Source organism: Streptomyces sp. NPDC033966 (assembly GCF_055575955.1).
Map to the genome: position 1 here is coordinate 1,116,931 of NZ_JBVIRQ010000001.1, position 22,729 is coordinate 1,139,659.

General features: G+C 72.5%; 21 protein-coding genes, 1 tRNA gene and 1 pseudogene. 8 read left to right on the forward strand and 15 right to left on the reverse strand.

Annotated features, from left to right (window positions below):
* Positions 1 to 18 precede the first annotated feature (18 nt).
* Positions 19 to 459: a DUF3574 domain-containing protein gene (locus ACZ518_RS05275; protein WP_469111629.1), complete on the reverse strand. Its 441-nt coding sequence runs from the start codon at positions 457 to 459 to the stop codon at positions 19 to 21.
* A gap of 106 nt (positions 460 to 565) precedes the next feature.
* Between ACZ518_RS05275 and ACZ518_RS05280 the strand changes: the two genes are divergently transcribed.
* Positions 566 to 1,075: a hypothetical protein gene (locus tag ACZ518_RS05280; protein ID WP_469111630.1), complete on the forward strand. Its 510-nt coding sequence runs from the start codon at positions 566 to 568 to the stop codon at positions 1,073 to 1,075.
* Between the two features lie 134 nt (positions 1,076 to 1,209).
* Here the strand turns inward: ACZ518_RS05280 and ACZ518_RS05285 are convergent.
* Positions 1,210 to 1,291 (reverse strand) — tRNA-Tyr (locus ACZ518_RS05285).
* A 204-nt stretch (positions 1,292 to 1,495) separates the two neighbouring features.
* Between ACZ518_RS05285 and ACZ518_RS05290 the strand changes: the two genes are divergently transcribed.
* Together ACZ518_RS05290 and ACZ518_RS05295 are read left to right on the forward strand one after the other, a co-directional pair.
* Positions 1,496 to 1,984 carry a YajQ family cyclic di-GMP-binding protein gene (locus ACZ518_RS05290; protein ID WP_007265868.1) on the forward strand — a complete coding sequence of 163 codons (489 nt, stop codon included), beginning with the start codon at positions 1,496 to 1,498 and terminating at the stop codon, positions 1,982 to 1,984.
* Positions 1,985 to 2,230: 246 nt separating this feature from the next.
* Entirely contained in the window at positions 2,231 to 3,658 is a 1,428-nt protein-coding gene (locus ACZ518_RS05295) for a SulP family inorganic anion transporter (protein WP_469111631.1), read from the forward strand.
* Between the two features lie 481 nt (positions 3,659 to 4,139).
* On the opposite strand, the gene ACZ518_RS05300 is transcribed toward ACZ518_RS05295, so the two are convergent.
* The 13 genes from ACZ518_RS05300 to ACZ518_RS05360 form a co-directional block, all read right to left on the reverse strand.
* Complete coding sequence (locus ACZ518_RS05300; RefSeq protein ID WP_469111632.1) at positions 4,140 to 5,222, reverse strand: barstar family protein; 1,083 nt, start codon at positions 5,220 to 5,222, stop codon at positions 4,140 to 4,142.
* Positions 5,219 to 5,611 (reverse strand): YccF domain-containing protein, encoded by a 393-nt coding sequence (locus ACZ518_RS05305; RefSeq protein ID WP_469111633.1) that lies wholly within the window; start codon positions 5,609 to 5,611, stop codon positions 5,219 to 5,221. Before ACZ518_RS05305 ends, ACZ518_RS05300 begins: the two co-directional genes overlap by 4 nt.
* The gene (gene htpX, locus ACZ518_RS05310) at positions 5,608 to 6,471 is read right to left on the reverse strand and encodes a zinc metalloprotease HtpX (RefSeq protein ID WP_469111634.1); all 864 of its coding nucleotides are present in this window, start codon (positions 6,469 to 6,471) and stop codon (positions 5,608 to 5,610) included. The genes ACZ518_RS05305 and htpX overlap by 4 nt, the downstream gene beginning before the upstream one ends.
* Before the next feature lie 227 nt (positions 6,472 to 6,698).
* Entirely contained in the window at positions 6,699 to 8,243 is a 1,545-nt protein-coding gene (locus ACZ518_RS05315; RefSeq protein WP_469111635.1) for an NADH-quinone oxidoreductase subunit N, read from the reverse strand.
* Positions 8,240 to 9,793 (reverse strand): complex I subunit 4 family protein, encoded by a 1,554-nt coding sequence (locus tag ACZ518_RS05320; RefSeq protein WP_469111687.1) that lies wholly within the window; start codon positions 9,791 to 9,793, stop codon positions 8,240 to 8,242. The genes ACZ518_RS05315 and ACZ518_RS05320 overlap by 4 nt, the downstream gene beginning before the upstream one ends.
* A 38-nt stretch (positions 9,794 to 9,831) precedes the next feature.
* Positions 9,832 to 11,835, reverse strand: a complete 2,004-nt coding sequence (locus ACZ518_RS05325; RefSeq protein ID WP_469111636.1) for an NADH-quinone oxidoreductase subunit 5 family protein — start codon at positions 11,833 to 11,835, stop codon at positions 9,832 to 9,834.
* The gene (gene nuoK / locus ACZ518_RS05330; RefSeq protein ID WP_469111637.1) at positions 11,832 to 12,209 is read right to left on the reverse strand and encodes an NADH-quinone oxidoreductase subunit NuoK; all 378 of its coding nucleotides are present in this window, start codon (positions 12,207 to 12,209) and stop codon (positions 11,832 to 11,834) included. The genes ACZ518_RS05325 and nuoK overlap by 4 nt, the downstream gene beginning before the upstream one ends.
* Positions 12,209 to 12,835 carry an NADH-quinone oxidoreductase subunit J family protein gene (locus ACZ518_RS05335; protein WP_469111638.1) on the reverse strand — a complete coding sequence of 209 codons (627 nt, stop codon included), beginning with the start codon at positions 12,833 to 12,835 and terminating at the stop codon, positions 12,209 to 12,211. The genes nuoK and ACZ518_RS05335 overlap by 1 nt, the downstream gene beginning before the upstream one ends.
* Positions 12,835 to 13,458, reverse strand: a complete 624-nt coding sequence (locus ACZ518_RS05340) for a NuoI/complex I 23 kDa subunit family protein (RefSeq protein ID WP_469111639.1) — start codon at positions 13,456 to 13,458, stop codon at positions 12,835 to 12,837. Before ACZ518_RS05340 ends, ACZ518_RS05335 begins: the two co-directional genes overlap by 1 nt.
* Positions 13,458 to 14,426, reverse strand: a complete 969-nt coding sequence (locus ACZ518_RS05345; RefSeq protein ID WP_469111640.1) for a complex I subunit 1/NuoH family protein — start codon at positions 14,424 to 14,426, stop codon at positions 13,458 to 13,460. The genes ACZ518_RS05340 and ACZ518_RS05345 overlap by 1 nt, the downstream gene beginning before the upstream one ends.
* Entirely contained in the window at positions 14,423 to 15,586 is a 1,164-nt protein-coding gene (locus ACZ518_RS05350) for an NADH-quinone oxidoreductase subunit C (protein WP_469111641.1), read from the reverse strand. The genes ACZ518_RS05345 and ACZ518_RS05350 overlap by 4 nt, the downstream gene beginning before the upstream one ends.
* Positions 15,583 to 16,179 (reverse strand): NADH-quinone oxidoreductase subunit B, encoded by a 597-nt coding sequence (locus ACZ518_RS05355; protein ID WP_469111642.1) that lies wholly within the window; start codon positions 16,177 to 16,179, stop codon positions 15,583 to 15,585. The genes ACZ518_RS05350 and ACZ518_RS05355 overlap by 4 nt, the downstream gene beginning before the upstream one ends.
* Positions 16,170 to 16,577 carry an NADH-quinone oxidoreductase subunit A gene (locus tag ACZ518_RS05360; RefSeq protein ID WP_469111643.1) on the reverse strand — a complete coding sequence of 136 codons (408 nt, stop codon included), beginning with the start codon at positions 16,575 to 16,577 and terminating at the stop codon, positions 16,170 to 16,172. Before ACZ518_RS05360 ends, ACZ518_RS05355 begins: the two co-directional genes overlap by 10 nt.
* A 156-nt stretch (positions 16,578 to 16,733) precedes the next feature.
* Here ACZ518_RS05360 and ACZ518_RS05365 point away from each other — a divergent pair, with 156 nt between their 5' ends.
* From ACZ518_RS05365 to ACZ518_RS05385, 5 genes and pseudogenes are all read left to right on the forward strand, one after another.
* The gene (locus ACZ518_RS05365; RefSeq protein ID WP_469111644.1) at positions 16,734 to 17,900 is read left to right on the forward strand and encodes a sensor histidine kinase; all 1,167 of its coding nucleotides are present in this window, start codon (positions 16,734 to 16,736) and stop codon (positions 17,898 to 17,900) included.
* 151 nt (positions 17,901 to 18,051) lie between these two features.
* Positions 18,052 to 19,350 carry a sensor histidine kinase gene (locus ACZ518_RS05370; protein ID WP_469111645.1) on the forward strand — a complete coding sequence of 433 codons (1,299 nt, stop codon included), beginning with the start codon at positions 18,052 to 18,054 and terminating at the stop codon, positions 19,348 to 19,350.
* 403 nt (positions 19,351 to 19,753) lie between these two features.
* The gene (locus tag ACZ518_RS05375) at positions 19,754 to 20,413 is read left to right on the forward strand and encodes a response regulator transcription factor (protein WP_469111688.1); all 660 of its coding nucleotides are present in this window, start codon (positions 19,754 to 19,756) and stop codon (positions 20,411 to 20,413) included.
* Positions 20,414 to 20,626: 213 nt separating this feature from the next.
* Complete coding sequence (locus ACZ518_RS05380; RefSeq protein WP_469111646.1) at positions 20,627 to 22,573, forward strand: 2-oxoacid:acceptor oxidoreductase subunit alpha; 1,947 nt, start codon at positions 20,627 to 20,629, stop codon at positions 22,571 to 22,573.
* Positions 22,566 to 22,729 (forward strand): annotated as a pseudogene (locus ACZ518_RS05385) (2-oxoacid:ferredoxin oxidoreductase subunit beta); the annotation flags it as partial. The gene ACZ518_RS05380 and the pseudogene ACZ518_RS05385, both read left to right, overlap by 8 nt.

Genomic DNA, 22,729 nt, shown 5'->3' on the forward strand with positions numbered 1-22,729 from the left:
GGGAGTGCCGACCGGCTGTCAGAAACCGGCCTGCACCTCGTCGTCGGTGCGCCGGACGGCGTGCTGCGGGAACTGCTTCTCGTACTCCCGGCGGATCCGCTCGACGCGGGCGCCGCGCTCGTCGGCCTCCTTGCGGGTGTAGAGCAGCACGACCTCGTAGCCGGGCTCGCGGACGACGGCGCCGTCGTCGCCGCGCCACTGGCCGTACGCGTCCCGGAGGGTGAGCCCTTCGGGGAAGGCGGGGGTGACCTCGCGGTCCAGGAACCGGGTGAACTCCCCCTTGCCGACGGGTTCCCGGCCGTCGGGGCGCTGCGCGGCGAAATGCAGCCGGGTCTCCCGGTAGGGCTCCCCCGTGTGGCCGTGCAGCGCGGCTCCGACCAGGGCCGGGATGCCGGCCCCGAGCAGGGCGACCAGTACGCCGCCTCCGGCTTTGCCGCGTTTGTCCGAAGTCCATGTCATGCCCCGTGAAACGACCGGCCGACCGCTTCGGTGCGTGGCGGGGGGCCGATAGGGTCACCCCGAAATCGGCCGCAGGGGGCGGCCGTACGGGCTTCCGGGGTGGGGCATGGGCGACGGCGAGTGGCGCGTCAGCGCGGCGGAGGGCGGCCGGCTCGCGGCCCGGTGGTGGCGGTGGGCCCTGTCCGCGCCGGACGAGGAGAGCCCGGTGGGGGACACGACGGGCGCGTACGCCGGGTGGCGCCAGCCCGGGGACCTGTGGTTCCTCGCGGGGACCTACGGCGGCCGGGTGGTGCGCCGGTGCGGCATCCCGTCGGGACGGCCGCTGTTCTTCCCGGTGCTGAACACCAAGCGGGCGGCGGTGCCGTTCCTGACCAAGCCGTGGCGGCTGGAGGTGACCCGGGCCTCGGCGGCCCTGAACAGCTCGCCGCTGAAGCTGAGCGAGTTCTCCTCGAAGCCCTTCCCCTTGAGGGGGATACCGCAGGTGGCCTGGGGGCTGTGGTGCGCCCTCGAACCCCTTCCGCCGGGCCAGTTCGTCCTGGAGGTCGAGGCGGCGGCGGCGAACGGCTTCTGGATCGACACGACCTACCACCTGACGGTCACCGCTCCCCGGCCGTGAACGGGGGCCCGCCGGTCAGGGGCGTGGCGGTCCGGCGTGCCAGTCCGGGGCGTGGCGGTCCGGGGCGTGCCCCGGGTATGCGAAGAAACCCCCGCCCACTGCGTTTCCGCAGATGAACGGGGGTTCCACTCGCGTGGCGGCGCCAGGATTCGAACCTGGGTAGGCTAAGCCGACGGATTTACAGTCCGCTCCCATTGGCCACTCGGGCACACCGCCATGGGATGTCGCTCCGGTCCCTCCGCCTTGCGGCGTTGTTCCCTGGCAACGACGTAAACGATACCTGATGCTCGGGGGTGGTTCGCCACCGGATTGATCAGCGCTCCACGTGGGCGTGGTGGCTAGGCTTTGCGGAGCGGTCCGGGGATGTCCGGCCGCGGCCCTCCGGGGCCCACCACAGCCGATTTCAAGGAGCCACAGCACATGGCCGACTCCAGTTTCGACATCGTCTCGAAGGTCGAGCGGCAGGAGGTCGACAACGCCCTCAACCAGGCCGCCAAGGAACTCTCGCAGCGCTACGACTTCAAGGGCACCGGCGCCACCATCGCCTGGTCCGGCGACAAGATCCTCATGGAGGCGGTCTCCGAGGAGCGCGTCAAGGCCGTCCTCGACGTGTTCGAGACCAAGCTGGTCAAGCGCGGGATCTCGCTGAAGGCGCTGGACGCCGGCGAGCCGCAGCTGTCCGGCAAGGAGTACAAGATCTTCGCGTCGATCGAGGAGGGCATCTCCCAGGAGAACGCCAAGAAGGTCGCGAAGATCATCCGGGACGAGGGCCCCAAGGGCGTCAAGGCCCAGGTCCAGGGCGAGGAGCTGCGCGTCAGCTCCAAGAGCCGTGACGACCTCCAGGCCGTCCAGGCCCTCCTCAAGGGCAAGGAACTGGACTTCGCGATCCAGTTCGTGAACTACCGCTGAACCACCGCTGAGGCGCGAGAGCGTCGCTGAGGGGACCCGTGGGGCACAACGGGGGCGGATCGCCGGGCGCACCGGCGGCCGCCCGCGTTGTGCCCTTCGTCATGGGCGCCCGGCGGGGAGCGCACGGTGTGTGCGGGGCGTGAGCGGCGCGTGCTCCTGCCCGGCCTCCCGGTGGCCACTAGGCGGGGGCTGGTGCGCCCACCACGCTGGGTGGCATCCATCACCGCGTGACGAGGGGGTTCCCGCATGCCCGGGGCCGGCAATTTCCGAGCGGACTTCGGAGCATCCGTCGTCGTCGCGCTCGTGGCGCTTCCGCTCTGCGTGGGGGTGGCCGTCGCCTCGGGCGTACCGGCCGAGCTGGGGATCGTCACCGGGGTGGTCGGGGGGCTGGTGACCGGCTGGTTCCGGGGCAGCGCCCTGCAGGTCAGCGGTCCCGCGGCCGGGCTGACCGTGCTGGTCTACGAGGCCGTGCACGGCTACGGACCGGCCGCCCTCGGGGTGCTGGTGCTGGCCGCCGGGGCGCTCCAGCTGGGCATGGGGGTGCTGCGGCTCGGGCGGTGGTTCCGGGCGATCTCGGTGGCCGTGGTGCACGGGATGCTGGCCGGGATCGGGCTCGTGCTGATCGCCGGGCAGCTCTACGCCGTGGGCGGGGTGGAGGCTCCCGGCAAGACCCTGGCCAAGATGGCGACGGTGCACGAGCTCGGGGCGCGGGCCGACTGGGCCGCCGTGGCGCTGGGTGCGGGGACCATCGCCGTCCTGGTGCTCTGGCGCCGGGTGCCGGCCCGGGCGCGGCTGGTGCCGGGCGCGCTGGCCGGGGTGGCGGCGGCCACCGCCGTGGCCGCGGTGCTGCGGCTGCCCGTCGAGAGGGTCCGGGTGACGGGGGTACTGGACGCGGTGGCGCTGCCGGGATGGTCCGGCTTCGGGGTGCTGGGGTCGGTCGGGGCCGTCGGGACCGTGGTCGCGCTCGCGCTGATCGCCTCCGCCGAGACCCTCTTCAGCGCCGCGGCCGTCGACCGGATGCATGACGGGCCGCGCACCGACTACGACCGGGAACTCGTGGCGCAGGGCATCGGGAACACCGTGTGCGGGCTGCTCGGGGCGCTGCCGATGACGGCCGTGATCGTGCGCAGCTCGGCGAACGTGGAGGCCGGGGCCCGTACCCGGGCGGCCCGGATCATGCACGGCGGCTGGCTGCTGCTGTTTGCGGTGGCCTTTCCGCAGGTGCTGGAGGTGGTCCCGCTGGCGGCGCTCGCCGGGGTGCTGCTGCACGCGGGCTGGAAGCTGCTGCCGGCCCGGGCGGTGGCGGCCCTGTGGCGGACCCACCGGGGCGAGGCGGTGGTCCTGGTGGTGACCGCCGTCTCGATCGTGGCCACCAGCCTCTTCGAAGGGGTGCTGATCGGGCTGGGGCTGGCGGTGGCCAAGGCGGCCTGGGAGACCTCGCACGTGCACATCGAGGAGGCGTGGGAGGGCGACGAGCTGTGCGTCCGGGTCGCGGGGAACGCCAGTTTCCTGCGGCTGCCGAAACTGCTGGACGCCCTGGAGGCGTTGCCGCACGGGCCGTCGGTGCGGCTCGACCTCAGCGGGCTGCGGCACCTGGACCACGCCTGCCTGACCGCCCTGGAGGGGTGGGAGCGCGGGCGCCTGCCGCTCCCGGGCCGGGAAGGTGTCAGTTAGGCCGTGTCTTTCGGAGTGCTGGTCTACTACACGATCGCGAACGCTTCCGCGTGGACTCTCGGTTCAGCTGTCAAGGACCGGGCCGTGGCAGCGGCGGGGCTGTCCGGCTGCGTGGTGCCGGCGTGTGCGCTGCCCCTCGCGTCGGCGGTCACGGGGGCGGCGGTGCCTGCGCCGGGCGCGCCGGTCTACGGGGGGCGGGGCCGGTGCAGGCCGCGCACCGGGTGCTGAGCTCCGCCCGGGGAGTCGGCTCCGTCTCACCCTCCTCCCACCCCTCGCGGAACCAGCCGGTGCCGTCGAGCCGGTCGCGCAGCCGGCCGGCCAGGCTCGGGGACTTGTCGCGCCAGGGGTACGGGAGGGGGCCGGCCGCGCTCGCGCACGGAGTCCCGTACCCGGTCGGTTGCTTGCTCCAGCAACTGCTCGGTTTCGTTCATGTGTTCATGGTGGCGCACCGCGCTGACAGCCGCCCCGGCCTGTGGACAACTCAGGCCAGGACGACCTCGACGCCCTCTTCCTGCAGGAACCGGAGGAGTTCACGGAAGGTGGCGGGGTGCCGGACGAGCGGCTGCAGTCCGAGGCTGCGGCGGGCCACCTCGTGGTCGTGCCAGACGAGGGTGAAGGGGGGTTCGGCTCCGAAGCCCCCGCACAGGGCGTCCGCGACGCCGTCGAGGGAACGCCCGAAGTAGCCGCCGGGGCCGTTGACTGCCTCGCCGAGGGCGCAGAGGAAGCCTTCGGGGTCGGTGACGTGCCGCCCGTCGAGGTGGTAGGTGGCTCCGGCGGGGCGGTCCGGTCCGCCGGGGTGGACGAGGGCGGGGCCGAGCCAGTGGTCGCGGCCCTGGCTGTCGAACCGTGCCCACAGGTTGGGGACGGCCGGGCGGCCCTCGCGCCACAGCGGCCAGATGTCCGCGACGACGGGCGGCTGCGGTTCCATCCGCACGGTCAGGTCGTACAGGTCCGGCCCTCGCGGTGAGGGCCGCCGGCCGACGACGTGCGGGTGTCCCGCCCGCGCGAGGAGCCCGCCCGAGGCGTCCAGGGCGTCCAGGTGCCGGTAGCCGAGCGGCCGCTCCTCCCGGCCTTGCAGTACGTCGAGCAGCGGCCCCCGCACCGCGCACCCCAGGAGGCGCACGGTGTGCGGCGGCGGCTCCTCGACGGGAGTCACCTCGGCGAGGTCGCGGAAGTGGCCCAGGAGCCTGTCCTGGTGGTCCGACAGGCTGAAGCCCACGGCTGCGGCGGCACCCGCCGGGTGGGTCGGCTGGTGGTCGGGGCGGACGGCCTCGACGGTCACGTCCTGCCACGCGCCACGGACGCGGGTGGTGAGGACCCGGGCGTCCTCCAGGTACCACTCCCGCGTGGGATCGCCGTGCTCGTGGAGCGGCTGCAGTACGAGGAATCCCAGCGCGGCCGGGAGTGCGGTCTCCGCGGTGAGGCCGCGCAGCTCGTAGCGGCGCCGCAGGGGCTCCGGCGGGTCGGCGAAGAGGTTCTCCGCGTCCTCGCACAGCGCCCACAGCTGCTCGTCCTCGTGGTCCTCGTCCTCGCCCCACAGCGCGAAGCGCGGGGCCGCCGTCACCGGGAGGCGAAGGGGGCGTCGGTGGGGACGATCTCGCGGCCCAGGGGGAGGAGGGAGAGGGGGACCATCTTGAAGTTGGCGATGCCGAAGGGGATGCCGATGATCGTGACGCAGAGCGCGATGCCGGTGACGATGTGCCCGAGGGCCAGCCACCAGCCGGCCAGGACCAGCCACAGGACGTTGCCGACGCAGGACGGCGCGCCCGCGTCGTGGCGTTCGACCGTGGTGTAGCCGAAGGGCCAGAGGGCGTAGACGGCGATGCGGAAGGCGGCTATCCCGAAGGGGATGCCGATGACGGTGACGCAGAGGATCAGGCCGGCCACGCAGTAGCCGAGGAACAGCCAGATCCCGCTGAGCACGAGCCAAATGACGTTCAGGATGGTTTTCAACGGCTGTGTCCTGCCATCTGTTCGAGCCGGGCGATGCGCTCGGCCATCGGCGGGTGGGTCGAGAACATCCTGGAGAGCCCCTGGCCGGGCCGGAAGGGGTTGGCGATCATCATGTGGCTCGCCGTCTCCAGGCGGGGCTCGGGGGGCAGCGGGAGCTGCTTGGTGCCGGCGTCGAGCTTGCGCAGGGCATCGGCCAGGGCGAGCGGGTCGCCGGTGAGCTGGGCGCCGGAGGCGTCGGCCTCGTATTCGCGCGAGCGGCTGATGGCGAGCTGGATCACGGATGCCGCCAGGGGGCCGAGGATCATGATCAGCAGCATGCCGAAGATGCCGGGGCCCTCGTCGTCGTTGGAGCGGCCGACCGGGATCAGCCAGGCGAAGTTCACCAGGAACATGATCACGGAGGCGAGGGCTCCGGCGACGGACGAGATGAGGATGTCGCGGTTGTAGACGTGGCTCAGCTCGTGCCCGATGACCCCGCGCAGCTCGCGCTCGTCGAGTATGCGCAGGATGCCCTCGGTGCAGCAGACCGCGGCGTTGCGCGGGTTGCGTCCCGTCGCGAAGGCGTTGGGGGCCTCGGTCGGCGAGATGTAGAGCCGGGGCATGGGCTGGCGCGCGGAGGTGGAGAGCTCGCGCACCATGCGGTAGAGCTCGGGGGCCTCGAACTCGCTGACGGGGCGGGCCCGCATCGCGCGTAGAGCCAGCTTGTCGCTGTTCCAGTACGCGTAGGCGTTCGTCCCGAGGGCTATGAGGACGGCGACTATCAGGCCGCCCCGTCCGAAGAAGCTTCCGATGAGGATGATGAGTGCGGACAGCCCGCCGAGGAGTACGGCGGTCTTCAGCCCGTTGTGCCGGCGGTGCACGGTACGCCCTCCAAGTGGTGCGGCAGGGGAGCCCCGTCGTGGATCTGAGGGACTTCGGTCCAGTGGACCCTCCCTTCCTGGTCAACGCGAGGTGGCGGCGTCTGGTTCCCAGGGCACGGCGGGGCCGCCGCCCCCGTGGCGCGGGCCGGGGGGCGGCGGCGGGCGTTACTCCGTACGGGTGATCCCCTGCGGAAGGGCGCGGCCGCGGGGACGCGGCCGGACACCCCCTACAGCGGGAAGAGGCTGCCCGAGGCGAAGCGCAGGACGAGCTGCGGGGCGCCCGAGAGGACCAGGGCGGTCACGGCGGTGAGGGCGATCGCGGCCACGACGGGCCAGGGCGCCTTCGTACGGGCGGGCACGTCCGCGGCGGACTCGGGCCCCGGCTCCGGGGTGCGGAACAGGAGCGCGGTCCAGCGCAGGTAGTAGTACAGGGCGACGACGACGTTGACGGCCATGAGCACGGCCAGCCAGCCGAGGCCCGCGTCCACGGCCGACCGGAAGACGGCGACCTTGGCGAAGAGGCCGATGACGCCCGGCGGCAGTCCGGCCAGGCAGAGCAGGAAGAAGGCCATCGCGAGGGCGACGGCGGGGCGCTGCGCGTACAGGCCGCGGTAGTCGCTGATCCTGTGCAGCGGCTTCGTACGGGCCACCAGGGCGGCCACGGCGAAGGCGCCGAGGTTCACGGCCGCGTACATCAGCGCGTAGGCGACGGTGGAGCCGATCTGGTCGCGGTCGGTGTACGCGGCCGCGGCGATCGGGACCAGGAGGTAGCCGGCCTGGCCGACGGAGGACCAGGCGAGGAGGCGTACGGCGCTGTGGGCGCGGTCGGCGGACTGGCGCAGGGCTGCGGCGTTGCCGAGGGTCATGGTGAGCGCGGCGAGCACGGCCAGGGCCGGGCCCCAGACGTCCGAGTACGCGGGGAAGGCGATCACCGTGACGAGGATGAGGCCGGTGAAGCCGACGGCCTTGCCGATCACCGAGAGGTATCCGGCGACGGGCAGGGGGGCGCCCACGTAGGTGTCGGGGACCCAGAAGTGGAAGGGGACCGCCGCGGTCTTGAAGGCGAAGCCGACGAGGGTGAGCGCGACGCCCGCCATGGCGAGGGTGTCGAGCTGCCCGGGTACCCCTTCGAGGCGTCCGGCGACCTGCGAGAGGTGCAGGGAGCCGGTGGCGGCGTAGACGAAGCTGACGCCCATCAGGGAGACGGCGGTGGCGGTGACCGAGGACAGGAAGAACTTGAGGGCGGCCTCGGAGGAGAGCCGGTCGCCGCGGCGCATGCCGACGAGGGCGAAGGCGGGCAGCGAGGCCACTTCGAGGGCGACGATCAGGGTGGCGAGGTCGCGGGAGGCGGGCAGCAGGGCGGCGCCGGCGGCCGAGGACAGCAGCAGGAACCAGTACTCGCCGGCCGGGGTGCGCGCGTCGCGGACGGCGGTGACCGACAGCAGCGCGGTGACCAGGGCTCCGGCCAGCACCAGGAACTGCACCACGAGCGCGAAGTGGTCGGCGGTGTAGCTGCACGCGGCCGGGTCGCCGGTGAGGCAGAAGGTGGTGCGGTCGCCGGCGCGCAGCGGGAGCAGGGAGGCGGTCGCGGCGGCCAGGCCCGCCACGGAGATCCAGCCGAGGACCGGCTTGCGGGCCTCGGACATGAACAGGTCGGCGACCAGGACGAACACGGCGACGGCGGCGGTGATGACCACGGGCGCGATCGCGAGCCAGTCGACATTCTGGACGAGGCTGGGGATGTCGGCGGCGAGGACCGTCGTGGCCGTCATGCGTTGCCTCCTGCGAGGAGCTTCTGTACGGCCGGGTCGGTGAGGCCGAGGAGGACCGCCGGCCACAGGCCGGCGAGGACGGTGAGGGCGACCAGCGGGGTCCAGGCGGCGAACTCGTAGTGCTGGACGTCGGCGACGGTGATCTCGGGGCCGGCCTTCGGGTCGCCCATGCAGACGCGCCGTACGACGATCAGCAGGTAGGCGGCGGTGAGCAGGGTGCCGAACGCGCCGACGGCCATGTAGGTGAGGAAGGCCGGGCGGGAGAGGCCCTCGGCCGGGTCGAAGGCGCCGAAGAGGGCCAGCATCTCGCCCCAGAAGCCGGCCAGGCCGGGCAGTCCGAGGGAGGCGACGGCGGCGAAGGCGAGGAGGGCGCCCAGGCGGGGGGCGCGGCCGTACAGGGCCGCGCCGGTGGCTCCGGCGAGGGTGTCGAGGTCGCTGCTGCCGTAGCGGTCCTTGAGGGCTCCCACGAGGAAGAAGAGGAGGCCGGTGATCAGGCCGTGGGCGATGTTGGCGAAGAGCGCGCCGTTGACCCCGGTGGGGGTCATGGACGCGATGCCGAGGAGGACGAAGCCCATGTGCCCGACGGAGGAGTACGCGATGAGGCGCTTGAGGTCGCCCTTGCCGTTCTTGCGGGTCAGCGCGAGGCAGGCGAGGGACCCGTAGACGATGCCGACGGCGGCGAAGGCCCCCAGGTAGGGGGCGAAGGTGTGCATGCCGTCGGGGGTGACGGGCAGCAGGATGCGGACGAACCCGTAGGTGCCCATCTTCAGCATGACGCCGGCGAGGAGCACGGAGCCGACGGTGGGGGCCGCGGTGTGGGCGTCGGGCAGCCAGGTGTGCAGCGGCCACATCGGGGTCTTCACGGCGAGGCCGATGCCGATGGCGAGGACGGCCAGGAGCTGGGTGGTGTGGCTCAGTCCGCGGCCGTTGTCAGAGGCGAGTGCCACCATGTCGAAAGTGCCGCTGTTCAGGCCGATCAGCAGCAGCCCGAGCAGCATGACCACGGAGCCGAGGAGCGTGTAGAGGATGAACTTCCAGGCGGCGGCCTGCCGCTGAGCACCGCCCCAGCGGGCGATCAGGAAGTACATCGGGATGAGGACCATCTCGAAGGCGAGGAAGAACAGCATCAGGTCGAGTACGGCGAAGGTCGCGAGGGTGCCGGACTCGAGTACGAGGAGCAGCGCGACGAAGGCCTTCGGGGAGGGGCCTTCGGGGAGCTTGAAGTAGCTGTACACCGCGCAGAGGAAGAACAGCAGCGCGGTCATCAGGAGGAGGGGGAGCGAGATGCCGTCGATGCCGAGGTGGATCCGGATGTTCAGCGCCTGGATCCAGCTGATGTCCGTCGTCGCCTGGAAGCGGGACGGGGCGTCGTGGTCGAAGCCCAGGGTGAGGGCGACGGCCGCGGCGAGGACGACTCCGGTGACGGTGACGCCGTGGCGGAGCACGGCTTGTCCGGGGCTCTTGCCCTTGAGCCCGGGCGGGGCCGGCAGGAGGGCCGCGACGGCGCCGAGGAGCGGTGCGGCCACGGTGAACGCCAGAAGGAACTGCATCACGGACGGGCTGATATCGATCACGGCTGACTCTCGGCTCACGATCCGGCGTTGACGTTGGCGAGGACGGCGGTGGCGATGGCCAGGACCACTGCGCCGGCGAACAGGGCGCTCAGGTAGCTCTGCACGTTGCCGGTCTGGGCCCGGCGGACGAGGCTGCCGAGCAGCCGGGGGCCGGTACCCGCGCCGCGGACGTACGTGTCGACGACCTCCCGGTCCAGGAAGCGGACCAGGCCCGCGGCCGCCCGGGTGGGGCGGACGAAGAGCCGGTCGTAGACGGCGTCGAGGTGGAAGCCGTCGGCGGCGTGGCGGTGCAGCGGGCCGAGGAGGGCCCGGCCGGGGTCGGCCGCGGGGGTGGCCGGGACGGTGGGGTGGTCGTGGGTCACCTCGGCCACCTCGGGGGTCTCGGCGGCGGACTCGGCGGCGGCGACGGACGCGGGCACGGCGGCTCCGTTGCGGATCCCGGCGGCGGCGCGGGCGGTGGCCCGCTGCCAGAGGCCGTAGGTGAGCACGATGCCGATGAGCGCGGCGCCGGTGCCGAGGACCGAGGTGGTCACGGACGGGGTCAGTTCCTCGCCGTCGAACCAGTCGGCGAGCGGGCCGGCTGCGAGGCCGAAGGCGGTCGAGGGGACCGCCAGCAGCCACAGCACACCGGTCATGGCGACGGGTTCCCTGCCGTGGTCGGGGGCGGCGGCGCCGCGGCCCCGGAAGGCCATCAGCCACAGCCGGGTGGCGTAGGCGGCGGTGAGCAGGGCGGTGAGCACTCCGGCGGCGAGGACGATCCAGCCGGCCGCGCCGGGCGCGAGGTCGGAGTGTCCGCCGGCGGCGTGCTCGGCGGCGACGAGGACGGCTTCCTTGGAGAAGAAGCCGGCGAAGGGCGGGATGGCGGCGAGCGCGAGCAGCGCGATCGTCATCGTCCAGAAGGCGTCGGGGATGCGCTTGGCCAGGCCGTCCATGCGGGACATGGCGGCCAGGGAGTTCGTTCCGGCGGCGTGGATGATGACGCCCGCGCCGAGGAAGAGGAGCGCCTTGAAGGCGCCGTGGGACAGGAGGTGGAAGACGGCGGCGCCGCGGTCGCCGACGGCGAGGGCGCCGGTCATGTAGCCGAGCTGGCCGACCGTTGAGTAGGCGAGTACGCGCTTGATGTCGTCCTGGGCGAGGGCGGCGAGGCCGGAGCCGATCATCGTGACGGCGGCCATGACGGCCATGACCACGAGTGCGGCGCGGGATGCCGTGAAGACCGGCAGCAGGCGGGCGATGAAGTAGACGCCGGCGGCGACCATCGTCGCGGCGTGGATCAGCGCGGAGACCGGGGTGGGGCCGGCCATGGCGTCGGGCAGCCAGGTGTGGAGCGGGAACTGCGCGGACTTGCCGGCGACGCCGGCGAGGAGGAGCAGCGCGATGAGCGTCGGGTGGTCGAGTCCGCCCGCGGCGACGGCGCCGAGGATCTTGGTGATCCGGAAGGAGCCGGCGTCGGCGGCGAGCGCGAACAGTCCGATGAGGAAGGGGACGTCGCCGAGCTTGGTGACGAGGAAGGCCTTCAGGGAGGCGGAGCGGGCCGCCTCGGTCTCCCAGTAGTGGCCGACGAGGAAGTACGAGCAGATGCCCATGATCTCCCAGCCGACCAGCAGCACCATCAGGTCGCCGGAGTAGACGACGAGCAGCATGGCGGAGGTGAACAGGGAGACGAGTGCGGCGTAGGACGGGTAGCGCGGGTCCTCGCGCAGGTACGCCGTCGAGTAGAGCTGGACGCAGGTGGCGACGACCCCGACGAGGGCGGCGACCAGTACGGCGAAGCCGTCCAGGTGGAGCGACAGCTCGATCGGCACCGAGCCGGTCGGGGTGAGCTCGGTCGCGGTGTCGATGGCCGGGCCGCCTCCGTGGCGGACCGCGACGAGCACGGCCAGGACGGCCGCGGCGAGCGTCGGCAGGACGGCGAGCGGCCTGACGAAGCCGGGGGCGGTGCGGCCCAGCAGCAGGCCCGCGAGGGCGCCGAGGAAGGGGAGGGCGGGGACGAGGACCGCGAGGGTCGTGGTGCTCACGCGGCGACCTCCGGCCGGGCAGTGATGGCAGCGGTGGCGCCGGTGTCGTGGGGGTGGCCGGGCTCGTGGCCCTCGGCGGTGTCGCGCAGCTTGTCGACGTCCGAGGTGCCGCGGTTGCGGTACACCATCAGCACGATGGCGAGGCCGATGCCGATCTCGGCGGCGGCGATGGCGATCGTGAAGAGGGTGAGGGCCTGGCCGGCGTGCAGGGTGTCGCGCAGCCAGACGTCGAAGGCCACCAGGTTGAGGTTGACGGCGTTGAGCATCAGCTCGACGGACATCAGGACCAGGATGGCGTTGCGGCGGGCGAGCACTCCGTAGAGCCCGGTGGCGAAGACGAGGGCCGCGAGGACCGCGGGGTAGGCGAGGTGCATCAGCGCTGTCCCTCCTGGCCGCCCGCGCGGGCGGCGGCGTCGGCGGCGTCCTCGGCGGGGGTGTTGCGGCGGGAGAGCACGATGGCGCCGATCAGGGCGGCGAGGAGGAGCACGGAGAGCGCCTCGAAGGGCAGCACCCAGTGCTGGAAGAGGATCTCCCCGGAGACCTTGGTGGAGCCCTGGGCGGGGCCGTCGAGGTCGATCCAGGTGGTGCGGAAGGCGTCGGTGACCACCCAGACGAGCGCGGCCCCGGCGGCGCCGGCGACGCCGAGCGCGACCCACCGGTTGCCGGAGTCGGCGTCCGGGGAGCGGCCGATGGGGGCCTTGGTGAGCATCAGCCCGAAGAGGAGGAGGACGACCACGGAGCCGAGGTAGATCAGGACCTGGACCCAGGCGATGAACTCGGCGGTCAGCAGCAGGTACTCGACGGCGATCCCGCCGAGCGCGACGACCAGCCAGAGGGCGGCGTGCACGAGCTGCTTGGTGGTGACCGTGATGACGGCCGCGCCGAGGGTGGCGAGGCCGACGAGGAGGAAGGCGACCTCGACGCCGGTCGGCGAGAGGAAGCCCGGGCCGGGCGCGGGCGTGCCCGCGGCCGCGGCGGCTGCGAGGTGGGCGGGGTACATCAGGCGGTGCCTCCCGCCGGGGTGTCGGGGGTGCCGTCGGCGGGGGTGCCGTCGGCGGGCGGGGCCGCTTCGGCCCGGGCAGCGGCGGCTGCCGCCGCGGCGGCGGCTTCGGCCTTCTCCACTGCCTTGCGGGCGGCGGCGATCTCCTTGGGCTCCTCCGCCGCGGGGTCGAGGGCGGGCGGGGCCGGCACGGTCCACATCCACTCGCGCAGCTTGTCGCGCTCGTGGGTGAGCTCGTGGATGTCGGTCTCCGCGTACTCGAACTCCGGCGACCAGAAGAGGGCGTCGAAGGGGCACACCTCGATGCAGATGCCGCAGTACATGCAGAGGGAGAAGTCGATGGCGAAGCGGTCGAGGACGTTGCGGCTGCGTTCGCGGCCGCCGGGGGCGGCGGCGGGCACCGTCTCCTTGTGGGAGTCGATGTAGATGCACCAGTCGGGGCACTCGCGGGCGCACAGCATGCAGACCGTGCAGTTCTCCTCGAACAGGCCGATGACCCCGCGGCTGCGGGGCGGGAGCTCGGGCTGCACCTCGGGGTACTGGGCGGTGTGCGCGCGCTTGGTCATCGTGCGCAGGGTGACGGCCAGGCCCTTGGCGAGGCCGGATCCGGGAATCGGGGCCATTACTGGATCGCCACCTTCACGATGCCGGTGAGCGCGATCTGGGCGAGCGCGAGGGGGATGAGTCCGGTCCAGGCGAGCTTCTGGAGCTGGTCCTCGCGCAGCCGCGGGTAGCTCACCCGGAGCCAGATGACGAGGAAGGCGAGGACCGCGGTCTTGAGGAGGGTCCAGAACCAGCCGAGGCCGTCACCGCCGAAGGGGCCGTGCCAGCCGCCGAGGAAGAGGACGGTGGTGAGGGCGCACAGGACGACGATGCCGGCGTACTCGGCGAGCAGGAACAGCGCGAAGCGCAGGCCGGTGTACTCCGTGTACGCGCCGAAGATGATCTCGGAGTCGGCGACGGGCATGTCGAACGGGGGCCGCTGGAGCTCGGCGAGGCCGGCGGTGAAGAAGACGACCGCGCCGATGATCTGCCAGGGCAGCCACCACCACTCGAAGGCGCCGACGATGCCGGGCAGGGACACGGTCCCGGCGGCCATGGCGACCGAGGCGGCGGCGAGCAGCATGGGCAGCTCGTACGCGAGCAGCTGGGCCGCGGTGCGCAGGCCGCCGAGCAGGGAGAACTTGTTCGCGGAGGCCCAGCCGCCCATGAGGCTGCCGAGCACTCCGACGCCCATGACGGCGAGGGCGTAGAACAGGCCGGCGTCGATGACCTGGCCGATCCAGCTGTCGCCCGGTCCGATGGGGATGACGATCAGGACGAGGAGGTAGGGCAGCAGCGCGACGGCGGGGGCGAGCTGGAAGATCCGCCGGTCGGCGTTGGCCGGGACGATGTCCTCCTTCTGCGCGAACTTCACGCCGTCGGCGACGAGCTGGGCCCAGCCGTGGAAGCCGCCGGCGTACATGGGGCCGAGGCGGCCCTGCATGTGCGCCATCACCTTGTGCTCGGTCTGCCCGATGACGAGCGGGAGCACGAGGAAGACGGCGAAGACGACGATCAGTCGAAGGGCGACGTCGAGGACGTCGTTCACGCGTCGCCTCCGGTGGTGTCGGGTCCGGTCCCGGGCTTGGGTTCGGGCTCGGTCTCGGGCTTGGGTTCGGGCTTGGGTTCGGGGGCCGGCTGCGGCGTGGTGCCGGCCGGGGGCTCCTCGAAGGCGGGCTTCGGGTTGTGCCAGGGCGCGTCGGCGCTCCGCGGTGCCGGGCGCCTGGGGGCCTCCGGCTCCGGCGCGGCGGCCTGGCCGGCCGGGGTGCCCGCCGGGGTGTCCGGGGTGCCCGGCTCTGCCGGGGCCGGCTGGCCGGCCGAGCCGTCGGAAGCCGAGCGGGTACGGCGGGCCGGGCGCGGGGTCTCCTGGGCGCCGGGTGCCGGGGCGCCCGGGGTCTCCGGGGTGTCGGCGGCCGCCGGCGGGGTGGTCTGGCTGGCGGAGCCGTCCGCGACCGAGCGGGTACGGCGCGGCGGGCGCGGGGCCTCCGGGGTGTCGGCGGCCGCGGCCTGCGTGGCCGAGCCCTCCGTCACCGAGCGGGCGCGGCGTACCGGGGCGCCCTCGCGCGGGGTGCGCGCCGGGCCGGCGCCGGCAGCGCGCGGGGTGCGGGCCGGCCGGGCGGGGGCGGGGGGCAGCTGGCCCTTGAGCGGGCCCCAGTCGTTCGGGTCCGGCACGCCGGGCGGGAGCATCTGGCGGCGCTTGGGCGCGTCCGGGTCGTGCGCCTCGCCCGGCTCCTTGGCCCCGGGCCACGCCTTGGCGACGCGCGCCGCCAGGACGAAGTCCTTGCGCAGCGGGTGTCCCTCGAAGTTCTCGGGGAGGAGCAGGTGGACGAGGTTGGGGTGGTCCGTGAAGGTGACCCCGAACATCTCGAAGGTCTCCCGCTCGTGCCAGGCCGCGCCCGCGTACACGGCGACGGCCGACGGCAGCGAGGGCGCCGAGTGCGGGACGGTCGTGCGCAGCAGCAGGCGGCGTACCCGGTGGTTCTCCAGGGAGACGACGTGCGCGCAGACACGGAAGCCCGTCCCGGGCTCGTCGACCGCGCTCAGCCAGTCGAAGTAGGTGCAGCCGAGCTTGTCACGGGCGATCTCCAGCGCGGAGATCCAGGAGCCGACGGGGACGTCGACGGTAAGGAGCTCGTACGCGGACGAGGCCACGGCCTCGGCGCCGAAGACCGTGCCGGCCGCTTCGGGGAGGGAGTCGTAGAGGTTCACGCGCCGGCTCCCGGTGCGGGCGGCGCCGCGACGAGGCCGCTGGTGAGCTGGGCGACGGAGGGCGATGCGTAGCGGTCCGCGAGGGACTCTCGGGCGATCTTCTCCTGGAGCTTGAGGATGCCCTGGAGGAGGGCCTCCGGGCGGGGCGGGCAGCCCGGCACGTAGACGTCGACCGGAATGATCTGGTCCACGCCCTTGGTGACGGAGTACGAGTCCCAGTACGGCCCGCCGCAGTTGGAGCAGGCGCCGAAGGAGATGACGTACTTCGGCTCGGGCATCTGCTCGTACAGGCGCCTGACGGCCGGGGCCATCTTGTCCGTCACCGTGCCCGAGACGATCATCAGGTCGGCCTGTCGCGGGCCCGGGGCGAACGGAATGACACCCAGGCGGATGAAGTCGTGTCGGGCCATCGACGCGGCGATGAACTCGATCGCGCAGCAGGCGAGGCCGAAGTTGAAGACCCACAGGCTGTAGCGGCGGCCCCAGTTCAGGACCACCTTCATGGGCTCCGGGGCAAGACGGGAGAGCACTCCCAGCCTCTTCGGCTCCGGCAGCGGCTGGGGCTCCGGGGTGACGGCCGGTGTCACGTCCATTCGAGGACGCCCTTCTTGTACGCGTAGAGCAGGCCGACGGCCAGGAACCCCAGGAAGATGAACATCTCGACCAGGGTCGTGGCGCCGTAACCGGCGGCGGCGAACACCGTCGCCCACGGGAAGAGGAAGATCGAGTCGACGGCGAAGACGACGTACAGGAACGCGTAGACGTAGTAGCGGACCTGGGTGTGCGCCCAGCCCTCGCCCACGGGGTCCACGCCGCACTCGTACGTCAGCAGCTTCTCGGGGGTCGGGACCACGGGCCGCAGCAGGCGGCCGGCGCCGAAGGCCACGGCGACGAAGAGCACGCCGACGACCGCGAGCAGGCCGACGACCGAATAGCTCCGGAAGTAGTCCGCTGCGATCACGGTTGCTGTCGATACCGTTGGGTCGGGCACGTCCGTTCCTCGCTCCTCGGCCACTGTCGACGATCAGGTTGATCTGGTACGGCAGGGAGTCTAGGGCCTGGGCTGCGCGGGGTGGGGTTACCCCCCGTTCACAGGCGCCCGGCTGCCCCATGGCGTCGGCGGTGCGGAATTGGCAGGCTGAGCCGCATGACCGCGAACGATCAAGCTTCCGCTCCCCCTCCCGTACGCCCCGCCTTCGACGCGGCCACGTGGAAGGAGATCGCCTACCTCCTGAGCAACCTGCCGGTGGCGTTGATCGGATTTGTTTACACGGTTTTCATGATTTCGACGGCGGGCGGTCTGTCCGTGACCGCGATCGGACTGCCGCTGCTCGCGTGCGGTCTTCTCGGGTCGCGGCAGCTCGGAAAGCTCGAACGCGCCCGGGCGCGGGCCCTGCTCGGTGTACGGGTGGACGAGCCGACCCCGCTGCCGGGGCCGAAGCGGGCCGGCGGGTTCTTCGCCTGGCTGTGGGCCGGGATCAAGGACCCGGTGGGCTGGCGGACCGTGCTGTACGAACTGGTCCGGCTGCCGTGGGGAGTACTGACCTTCAGTATCGCGCTGACCGGGCTGTTCGTGCTGTGGCCGGTGCTGCCGTACGTGGTGCGCGGCCTGACCAACGTGGACCGCGCGGCGGTACGGGGCCTGCTGTCGCCCTCCGACGAGCTGGAGCGGCGCATCGCGGAGCTGGAATCGGGGCGCGGGGTCGTCGTGGACACGGCGGCGGCCGACCTGCGGCGGATCGAACGCGACCTGCACGACGGGGCGCAGGCCCGGCTGGTGGCGCTGGCCATGGGGCTCGGTCTGGCGAAGGAGAAGCTGCTGGAGGACCCGGAGGGCGCGGCGGCGATGGTCGACGAGGCGCACGGCGAGGTGAAGCTGGCGCTCCAGGAGCTGCGGGACCTGGCGCGGGGCATCCACCCGGCGGTGCTGACCGACCGGGGGCTCGACGCGGCGCTGTCGTCGGTGGCCTCGCGGTGCCTGGTGCCGGTGAAGGTCCACGTGGAGCTGGCGGAGCGGCCGGCCGAGGCGATCGAGGGGATCGCGTACTTCGTGGTGTCGGAGCTGCTGCAGAACGTCAGCAAGCACGCCGGGGCCACGGCTCGCGGCGCGAGCGTCGAGGTGTGGCGGGCCGGGGAGCGGCTGCTGATCCGGGTCACGGACGACGGGCGGGGCGGAGCCGATACCTCCGGCGGGAGTGGGCTGACGGGGCTCGCGGAGCGGCTGGGGGCGGTGGACGGGGTGTTCGTGGTGGATTCCCCCGAGGGGGAGGGGACGGTGGTCACGGCCGAGCTGCCGTGGCGCGGCCGCTCGTAGTGCCGGGCCCGTGCCGGTGCGGGCAGCGGGCCGCTGCGCGGGGGTGGGGTTAACCCCACTGGGGAGACGCCCACCTGCCGCATGGTCCGGGCAGAGGGGCGGGCGGCAGGGTTGAAGGGTCAAGGGATGAGCTGAAGGGCGGGGCGGGATCATGGGCAACGGCAAGGGCGTCGGACGGACGGTGCTGCGGGCTCCGGTGGCGGCGCAGACCTGGCGCGAGTTCGCGTACCTGCTGGTGGGCCTGCCGCTCAGCACCCTGTACTTCTCGCTCTCCGTCACCGGAGTGGCCATCGGCGCCGGGCTGCTCGTGACGTTCGTCGGGGTGCCGGTGCTGGCCGGGGTGCTGGCCATGTGCCGGGGCTTCGGGCGGGTGGAGCGGGCCCGGGTGCGCGGGATGCTGCGCGTACCGCTCGCCGATCCGGCGCCGGTCGGGGCGGGCAAGGGCGGGGCGGTGGCCCGGGTCGGGGCGCTGCTCAAGAACGGCAGCGCCTGGCGCCACGTGCTGTACTCCGTGGTGCACCTGCCCTGGGCGGTGTTCACCTTCTCGACGGCGCTGGTGCTGTGGACCACCGGCTGGAGCATGCTGCTGTACCCGCTGTGGTTCTGGGTCTTCCCGGCCTTCACCGACCTGCCGGGGCTGCCGGTCCTCCAGAACGACGACTACGCCTTCTACCTGGACTCCCCCGCGACGGTCGTCGGCACCGCCGTCATCGGGCTGGGCCTGACGCTGGCCACCCCGTGGGTGCTGCGGGCGCTGACCACCGCCGACCGGGTGCTGGTCAGCGGGCTGCTCGGCCGGTCCCGCCTGGACGACCGGGTGATGGAGCTGGAGTCCGACCGCGGGGCGGTCGTGGACACGGCGGCGGCCGACCTGCGGCGGATCGAACGCGACCTCCACGACGGGGCGCAGGCCCGGCTGGTGGCGCTGGCCATGGACCTGGGCCTGGCGAAGGAGAAGCTGGCCGAGGATCCGCGGGCGGCGGCCCGGATGGTGGACGAGGCGCACGGCGAGGTGAAGATCGCCCTCCAGGAGCTCCGGGACCTCGCGCGCGGGATCCACCCGGCGGTGCTGACCGACCGGGGGCTCGACGCGGCGCTGTCGTCGGTGGCCTCGCGGTGCGCGGTTCCGGTGCGGGTGGAGGTGGACCTCCCCGCCCGGCCGGCGGCGGCGATCGAGGGCATCGCGTACTTCACGGTCTCCGAGCTGCTGCAGAACGTCAGCAAGCACGCGGGGGCCACGGCTCGGGGCGCGAGCGTCGAGGTGTGGAAGTCGGGGACGCGGCTGCTGATCCGGGTCGCGGACGACGGGCGGGGCGGAGCCGACGCCTCCGGCGGGAGTGGGCTGAAGGGGCTCGCGGAGCGGCTGGACGCGGTGGACGGGGTGTTCGTGGTGGATTCCCCCGAGGGGGAGGGGACGGTGGTCACGGCGGAGCTGCCGTGGCGGCCCTGACCTTGCCCTGGCCGGGCGGGTGGGTGGGTGGGGGTGAGGTGGGTGCGGGTGGGGTGGGTGCGGGTTCCGCTGCGCGGGGCCGGTCCCCTACCCGCCCTTCGCCCGTTCCCCCGGGCTGCGCCCCGGACCCCTTCTGGGGGCTCCGCCCCCCAGACCCCCGCGCCTCAAACGCCGGCGAGGCTGGAAAAGGCCGAATGTCGGCGGGCCGGGGATTCCGGGGCGGAGCCCCGGACCCCTTACCGCCCCCAGCACCTCCCCCCATAAACGTCGGCCAGGCTTGATTCGGTCATGTCTTCCGGCCTTGGCTTGGATCCGCTCCCGGCTGCCGGTCCGGCTGGGATGCTTGGCTCTGCCAAGTGGGTCGACGAGTGGACGCGGGAGCTGCGGGAACGTGGAAGACAGGGTGCGGGTCGTCATCGCCGAGGATTCAGTGCTGCTACGTGAGGGCCTGACCCGGTTGCTGACCGACCGGGGGCATGACGTCGTGGCCGGCGTCGGGGACGCGGAAGCCCTGATGAAGACGGTGGCGGACCTCGCGGCCGAGGGGGCACTGCCCGACGTCGTGGTGGCCGACGTGCGGATGCCGCCGACGCACACCGACGAGGGCGTACGGGCCGCCGTGCGGCTGCGCCGCGACTACCCCGGCATCGGCGTGCTCGTGCTGTCGCAGTACGTGGAGGAGCAGTACGCCACCGAACTGCTGGCCGGTTCCAGTACCGGTGTGGGGTACCTGCTGAAGGACCGCGTGGCCGAGGTCCGGGAGTTCCTCGACGCCGTCGTCCGCGTCGCCCGGGGCGGGACGGCGCTGGACCCCGAGGTCGTGGCACAGCTGCTCGGACGCAGCCGGAAGCAGGACGTCCTCGCCGGTCTGACCCCGCGCGAGCGCGAGGTACTGGGCCTGATGGCTGAAGGACGCACGAATTCCGCTGTAGCCAAGCAGCTCGTGGTGAGCGATGGGGCCGTGGAGAAGCACGTCAGCAATATCTTCATGAAGCTGGGTTTGTCCCCGAGCGACGGGGATCACCGGCGTGTACTGGCGGTCCTCACCTATCTGAGGTCTTGATTAACTGACACTCTGTCAGGTAAGGCGCGCCGTTCCGGCGCGCCACGGCGACCGCCGGGTGATTTGGAATATTTCGAGTTGTGCACGACGTCTGTCGGACAGACCGCCCCGCGCGGGGCGGTCCAGAATGCGGGCGACCCAGGGCCGGACGACCTCACGGACGTAGGGTTGGTCTTGGGAACGAGCGCCCCGCCTCGAAGGAGGTCCAGTTCAGTGACCAGCCAGGTCAGTAGCCCGGCCGAGCAGGCCGACGGGGCCGGCGGGTCCATCGGGGAGCAGCGCACCGCGACTGCGCCCCATGGAGCCGGCAAGGAGATCCGCCGCGTCGACCGGGTGATCATCCGTTTCGCGGGTGACTCGGGTGACGGTATGCAGCTGACGGGTGACCGTTTCACCTCGGAGACGGCGTCCTTCGGCAACGACCTCTCGACGCTGCCGAACTTCCCCGCCGAGATCCGGGCCCCCGCCGGGACCCTGCCGGGCGTGTCGTCGTTCCAGCTGCATTTCGCGGACCACGACATCCTCACGCCCGGTGACGCGCCGAACGTGCTGGTCGCGATGAATCCGGCGGCGCTCAAGGCCAACATCGCGGACGTGCCGCGCGGCGCGGAGATCATCGTCAACACCGACGAGTTCACCAAGCGCCCGATGGCCAAGGTCGGCTACGAGACCTCCCCGCTGGAGGACGGCTCCCTCTCCGCGTACAACATCCACCCGGTGCCGCTGACCACCCTGACGGTGGAGGCCCTGAAGGACTTCGGGCTCTCCCGCAAGGAGGCCGAGCGCAGCAAGAACATGTTCGCGCTGGGCCTGCTGAGCTGGATGTACCACCGGCCCACGGAGGGAACCGAGAACTTCCTGCGGCAGAAGTTCGCGAAGAAGCCCGACATCGCCGAGGCGAACATCGTCGCCTTCCGCGCGGGCTGGAACTTCGGCGAGACGACCGAGGACTTCGCCGTCTCCTACGAGGTCGCCCCGGCCACCAAGGCGTTCCCGACGGGGACCTACCGGAACATCTCCGGGAACCTGGCGCTCTCGTACGGGCTGATCGCGGCGGCCCAGCAGGCCGATCTGCCCCTCTACCTGGGCTCCTACCCGATCACCCCGGCCTCCGACATCCTGCACGAGCTGAGCAGGCACAAGAACTTCGGAGTACGGACCTTCCAGGCCGAGGACGAGATCGCCGGCATCGGCGCCGCCCTCGGAGCGGCCTTCGGCGGCGCGCTCGGCGTGACGACCACCTCCGGGCCCGGCGTGGCGCTGAAGTCCGAGACCATCGGGCTGGCGGTGTCCCTGGAGCTGCCGCTGCTGATCGTGGACATCCAGCGCGGCGGGCCGTCCACCGGACTGCCGACCAAGACCGAGCAGGCGGACCTCCTCCAGGCCATGTACGGCCGCAACGGCGAGGCCCCCGTCCCGGTCGTCGCCCCGCGCACCCCGGCGGACTGCTTCGACGCCGCGCTCGACGCGGCGCGGATCGCCCTCACCTACCGGACGCCGGTCTTCCTGCTCTCCGACGGGTACCTCGCCAACGGCTCCGAGCCGTGGCGGATCCCGGACGTGGCCGACCTCCCCGACCTGAAGGTCCAGTTCGCGACGGCGGCCAACCACACCCTCGCGGACGGCACCGAGGTGTTCTGGCCCTACAAGCGGGACCCCGGGACCCTGGCCCGCCCCTGGGCGGTCCCGGGCACGCCGGGTCTGGAGCACCGGATCGGCGGGATCGAGAAGCAGGACGGCACGGGCAACATCAGCTACGACCCGGCCAACCACGACTTCATGGTCCGCACCCGGCAGGCCAAGATCGACGGCATCGAGGTCCCGGACCTGGAGGCCGACGACCCCGACGGCGCCCGCACCCTCGTCCTGGGCTGGGGCTCCACCTACGGCCCCATCACCGCCGCAGTCCGCCGGCTGCGCCGGGACGGAGAGGCGATCGCGCAGGCCCACCTGCGCCACCTCAACCCCTTCCCGAGGAATCTCGGAGAGGTCCTGAAGCGTTACGACAAGGTAGTGGTGCCGGAGATGAACCTCGGGCAGCTGGCCACCCTGATCCGGGCGAAGTACTTGGTCGACGCCCAGTCGTACAACCAGGTCAACGGAATGCCCTTCAAGGCGGAGCAGCTCGCGAAGGTTCTCGAGGAGGCCATCAATGACTGAGGTGACCGACGCCCCCACCCTGCTCTCCCTGGTCCCCAAGGCCGAGGCGAAGCAGTCGATGAAGGACTTCAAGTCGGACCAGGAGGTCCGCTGGTGTCCGGGCTGCGGGGACTACGCGGTCCTGGCCGCCGTCCAGGGCTTCATGCCCGAGCTCGG